This window comes from Halogeometricum sp. CBA1124, from assembly GCF_009741955.1.
Lineage (GTDB): Archaea > Halobacteriota > Halobacteria > Halobacteriales > Haloferacaceae > Halogeometricum > Halogeometricum rufum.
Genome location: NZ_WPCD01000254.1, coordinates 1 through 4,552 on the forward strand (window position 1 = coordinate 1; position 4,552 = coordinate 4,552).

At 69.7% G+C, this 4,552-nt stretch carries 3 protein-coding genes and 3 pseudogenes; 3 read left to right on the forward strand and 3 right to left on the reverse strand.

Annotated features, from left to right (window positions below; translation table 11 throughout):
• The 3 genes and pseudogenes from GJ632_RS19700 to GJ632_RS22520 all read right to left on the reverse strand — a co-directional run.
• Positions 1–580: pseudogene (locus GJ632_RS19700) on the reverse strand (cbb3-type cytochrome c oxidase subunit I); the annotation flags it as partial.
• Between the two features lie 165 nt (positions 581–745).
• Positions 746–1,204: a DUF6789 family protein gene (locus GJ632_RS19705; protein WP_089806628.1), complete on the reverse strand. Its 459-nt coding sequence runs from the start codon at positions 1,202–1,204 to the stop codon at positions 746–748.
• 130 nt (positions 1,205–1,334) lie between these two features.
• Positions 1,335–1,559 (reverse strand): DUF1328 family protein, encoded by a 225-nt coding sequence (locus GJ632_RS22520; protein ID WP_177232565.1) that lies wholly within the window; start codon positions 1,557–1,559, stop codon positions 1,335–1,337.
• 108 nt (positions 1,560–1,667) lie between these two features.
• Here GJ632_RS22520 and GJ632_RS19710 point away from each other — a divergent pair, with 108 nt between their 5' ends.
• From GJ632_RS19710 to GJ632_RS19720, 3 genes and pseudogenes are all read left to right on the forward strand, one after another.
• A complete protein-coding gene (locus GJ632_RS19710; RefSeq protein ID WP_197428105.1) occupies positions 1,668–2,528 on the forward strand; it encodes a YihY/virulence factor BrkB family protein in 861 nt (286 codons plus the stop codon).
• 168 nt (positions 2,529–2,696) lie between these two features.
• Positions 2,697–3,762, forward strand: a pseudogene (locus GJ632_RS19715) (ABC transporter ATP-binding protein).
• A 44-nt stretch (positions 3,763–3,806) separates the two neighbouring features.
• Positions 3,807–4,552 (forward strand): annotated as a pseudogene (locus GJ632_RS19720) (S-adenosyl-l-methionine hydroxide adenosyltransferase family protein); the annotation flags it as partial.

A 4,552-nucleotide genomic window follows, 5' to 3' on the forward strand; every position in this document is an offset into this window, starting at 1 on the left:
CCGCGGGAACGCCATGTCGTCGGCCGTCCGACCATGATGGGGAGGAAGTAGTTCGCCAGCCCGGTGAACACGGGCGCACGAAGAAGAACAGCATCGTCAGCCCGTGCGTGGTAAAGAGGGCGTTGTACGTGTCGGCGTCCCACACGTCCGTCGTCGGGGTGAACAGTTCGGTGCGAATCATCATCGCGTCGGTCGCACCCCACAGGCCGGCGGCGAGTCCGAGGATGACGTAGAGGATGCCGATGTCCTTGTGGTCGACGCTCGTCACCCAGCGCATCAGGCCGTACGGTTTGCTGGTCTTGTGTTCGCGGCCGTACAGCGTTCCGACGACGGAGGAGAGGCGGCCGCCGTCGGCGGCGGACTCCTCGGGTCGCCGTTCGCCCCCGTCCGGGCGTCGGTCGGTGTCTCGGGCGCGTGCGTCGTCCGCGCCGCGGCGTTCGCCGCCGTCGGTCCTGAGCGAGACGGCGTCGCTGAGCGATTCGACTCGAGCGGCGTCGGTCGTCTCGCGGCGGCGCCAGCAGACCCACCCACCGAGGAGGGCGCAGACGGCCGCGAGGAGGGTGACGAGCGGCAGAGACATTATCGAACTGAGCGCGAGGCGCGCACGAGAGCGACTTGGGACGGTCCCCCCATAAGTGCGAAGGCCGTTCCCAGTTTCCGCAAACGGTACGATTTCTTACCTATCGAAGCGGCGGCGAGATGGAGACGGCGCGCGGAATACCGATTCCGGACCGGCGACGAACTGCTACCGCGACGAGAGGTCGGGGTCGTCGCCGAACGTCTCGCGCGACGGCGTCCGGCCGGTCAGGCGGGCGTAGACGGCGCCGGTGACGTAGCCGTACGCGAGGTGGGCGACGAGCGTCAGGCCGGTGAACGCGAACACGATGGCGCCCGTGAGTTCGCCGCGGCCGACGACGACGAACGGCACCCACAGAATCGCGCCCACGCCCATCGCTTTTATCGCCGGGTCGCCGCCGGGAATCGTCTCCTCGACGGCGACGAACAGCAACGGCCACGCGACGGTCCCCGCGGCGACGAACAGGAGGAAGCCGACGGTGGTGCTGCCGGGGACGCCGACGAACCGGGCGACGACCTCGAACATCCCGATTTGCGAGCGAGTCTCGACCTCGAACAGGAGGAGCAGAACGGTCAGCACGGCTGTTCCGGAGAATCCTCCGGCGACGGCGGCGAGTGGCCTGTTCATGTCAGACTGGTTCGGGGAACCGGCGAATAAGCCTGACGGCGTTGGCGGCGACGCGCGGCGTCTCGCTTCGTCGTCGTTCGCCGGGGCGACAGCCCCCGTGACGCGCCGCGTCGCGTCCGGCGCGGCCTCCTCACAGGAAGAACGTGAGGACGGCGAGGACGAGGAACACCACCACGAGGAGGCGGGCGGCGCTCATCGAGAGGCCGGCGACGCCCCGGAAGCCGGCGAGGCCCGCCAAGATGGCGAGGACGATGAACGCGATAGCGAGCGTCAGCAGTCCGCCCGACTGCAGGGGGACCGCGACGGCGGACGAGGCGACTGCGACTCCGGCGGCGAGTGCTGTGAGCGCTGGCATAGTTACACAGAGACTCGTCTCGCACATAACCGTTGTAGCCGTTCGACAGACCGTCTCGCAACCCGACAGTTGCGACGATTGATACCGGCCGTCCTCGTACGCCGGGCCGTGTCTCGTGTCGAGTCCGTCGTTCGGGTGACGAAAGCCGTCGTCGCGGTCAGTCGCGAGAAGACCGTGACGACGCTCGCGGCGAGCCTCGCCTACTACGTCTTCAACGCGTTCGTCCCGACGGTGTTCTTGCTCGTCGTCGGCGTCGCCACGTTCGGGCCCGCCGAGAGCATCGTCGGCGGCTTGACTGCGCTCGTGGAGGTGGACCAGGCGCAACTCGAACGGGTGCTGGAGATGATCGGTGCGAACACCTCCGCCCGTCTCCGCGCCCTGTCGCTGGCCGTCGCCATCGTGGTGTGGAGTTCGCTGAAGAGCCTGCGGTCCATCCAGGACACGTTCGCCGAGGTGTACGGCACGCGGCGGCACACGTCGTTCTGGGGCCGCCTCCGCGACACCGGACTCGTCTTCGTCGGCACGACGACGGGGCTCATCGCCGTCTCGTTCGTCTCCATCGCCCTCTCGGTGGCGCTCCCGGTCGGCTGGCTGTCCGTCGCCAGCGTCGTGCTCATCTTCGGGTCGCTCCTCCTCGTCTTCCTCCCGATGTACTACCTGTTTCCCGCCGTCGAGCAACCGCTCGGCGACGTGCTCCCGGGTGCGCTCCTCGCCGCCGCCGCGTGGACCGTCTCGGGCGTCGTCTTCCGCGTCTACGTCACGCTCTCGGAGAGCGTCCAACTGTACGGCGTCGCCGGCGTCGCGCTCATCTTCCTCTCGTGGCTCTACTTCGGCGGACTGGCCATCCTCGTCGGCGTCGTCGTCAACGCCGTCCTCACGGGGCGCGTGGACGCCGACGCCGACTGGCTGCCGAGCGTCCCGGACCTGCCGAACTCGACCGACGAAGAGGAGGGCGAACTGCGTTCTTGAACGCGCTCCGCCGCGAGTCGGGTCGCCGCGACCGTCGACTGGTACGGTGCGCTCCCGCCGTCGGTCCGAGATTCGACGGGTATATCATCGGCTGGTGAGTGACACGACACGATACGATGTCGGCCGTTCTCGGGTCGCACCCCGTCGCTCTCGCGGAGGCGTCGGACCGTGGTTGACCTCGAACTCGACGGCGTGACGAAGACGTACGCCGGCGCGGCGGCGCTTCGAGACGTCTCGCTGTCGATATCCGAGGGTGAGTTCTTCACGCTCGTCGGCCCCTCCGGGTGCGGGAAGACGACGACGCTCCGCCTCGTCGCCGGGTTGGAGACGCCCACGGAGGGCGTCGTCCGCTTCGACGGAACGGACGTGAGCGGGGTGCCGACGGAGGACCGCGACGTGGGCGTGGTGTTCCAGAACTACGCGCTCTTCCCCCACATGACCGTCCGCGAGAACGTCGCCTACGGCCTCAAGTTCGGCGGTCCACCCGCGGGGACGACGGTTGACGAACGCGTCGGAGACCTGTTGGAGATGATGGACATCGCCGGGATGGGCGACCGCGACCCGGACAACCTCTCGGGCGGCCAACAGCAGCGCGTCGCCCTCGCGCGCGCCCTCGCCCCGGAACCGGACGTCCTCCCTCCTCGACGAACCGATGAGTGCGCTGGACGCCCGCCTCCGCGAGCAACTCCGCCGGAGCGTCAAGCGCGTGCAGAAGGAACTCGGCGTGACGACGCTGTACGTCACGCACGACCAGGAGGAGGCGCTGGCCGTCTCCGACCGCGTGGCCGTGATGAACGGCGGCCGGGTCGAACAGGTCGGCACGCCGCAGGACGTCTACCGCCGCCCGGAGACGGAGTTCGTCGCCACGTTCGTCGGCGACAACAACGTGTTCGAGGGGACGGTCCGCGACGCGTCCGGCGACCGAACGGTCGTCCGCGTCGCCGACGCCGAGTTCGAACTCCCGCCGACGGACGCCGACGCGGGCGAGACGGTCCGGTTCTGCGTCCGTCCCGAACATCTCTCGATTGCCGAGACGACGGGGGCGACGGCCTCGGAGGGGGCGACGGCCGCGAACCGTCTCGCCGTCGAGGTGGAGACGGCTGAGTTCCTCGGCGACACGACGCGCCTGCACTGCCGGTGGGCGGGGCGGACCGTCGTCGTCAAGACGGGGTCGGTGCCGGAGGCGACGCGCCTCGAACTCGGGTTCGCTCCGGAGTCGGTGACGGTGCTGTGAGCGTCCGAAAGCGACATGGCCGCGACGGGCGGAGGTGAGAGACGATGATAACGCTGTCTTCGGACTTCGGGACGCCCTACCCCGCCGCGATGAAGGGCGTGTTGCTCCGCCGGACGGACGCCCGACTGGTGGACGTCGCCCACGACTTCCCCCGGCAGGACGTCCGCGCGACGGCGTTCTGGCTCCGGGAGGTGCTCCCGTACTTCCCGGCGGCGACGCACCTCGTGGTCGTCGACCCCGGCGTCGGCACCGACCGCGCCGCAATCGTCGTCGAGGCGGCCGGGCACACGTTCGTCGCGCCCGACAACGGCGTCGTGCTACCCGCCGTCCGCGAACTCGCGGGCGACGACTTCGACGTGTACGACGTGGCCTACGACGACGTGGCGAGCAACACGTTCCACGGCCGCGACGTGTTCGCGCCGGCCGCCGCGGACGTCCACGACGCGCCCGCGGTGACGGCGATAGAACGCGTCACGCCCGCCGCGGAGTTCGTCGACCTCACGTTCCCGACGGCGACGGTGGACGGCGACCGAGCGACGGGCGAGGTCCTCGTCGTCGACGACTTCGGCAACGCAGTCACCAACGTCCCCGGGGAGTTCCTCGACGGTGCGGACCGCGTCGCGGTGAACGGCGAGTCCGCGCCCGTCGCCCGCGCCTACGCCGCCGTCGACCCCGGCGACCGACTCGTCACGGTCGGCAGTCACGGTAACGTCGAGTTCGCGGTGAACCGCGGGCGCGGCGCGACGCGTCGGACTGGCCGTCGGCGACGCGGTGACGGTCGAACGGCGAT

Coding starts and splice junctions, on each gene's coding strand:
- GJ632_RS19705 (WP_089806628.1), bottom strand. CDS start 1,204: ATGAACAGGCCACTCGCCGCCGTCGCCGGAGGATTCTCCGGAACAGCC.
- GJ632_RS22520 (WP_177232565.1), bottom strand. CDS start 1,559: ATGCCAGCGCTCACAGCACTCGCCGCCGGAGTCGCAGTCGCCTCGTCC.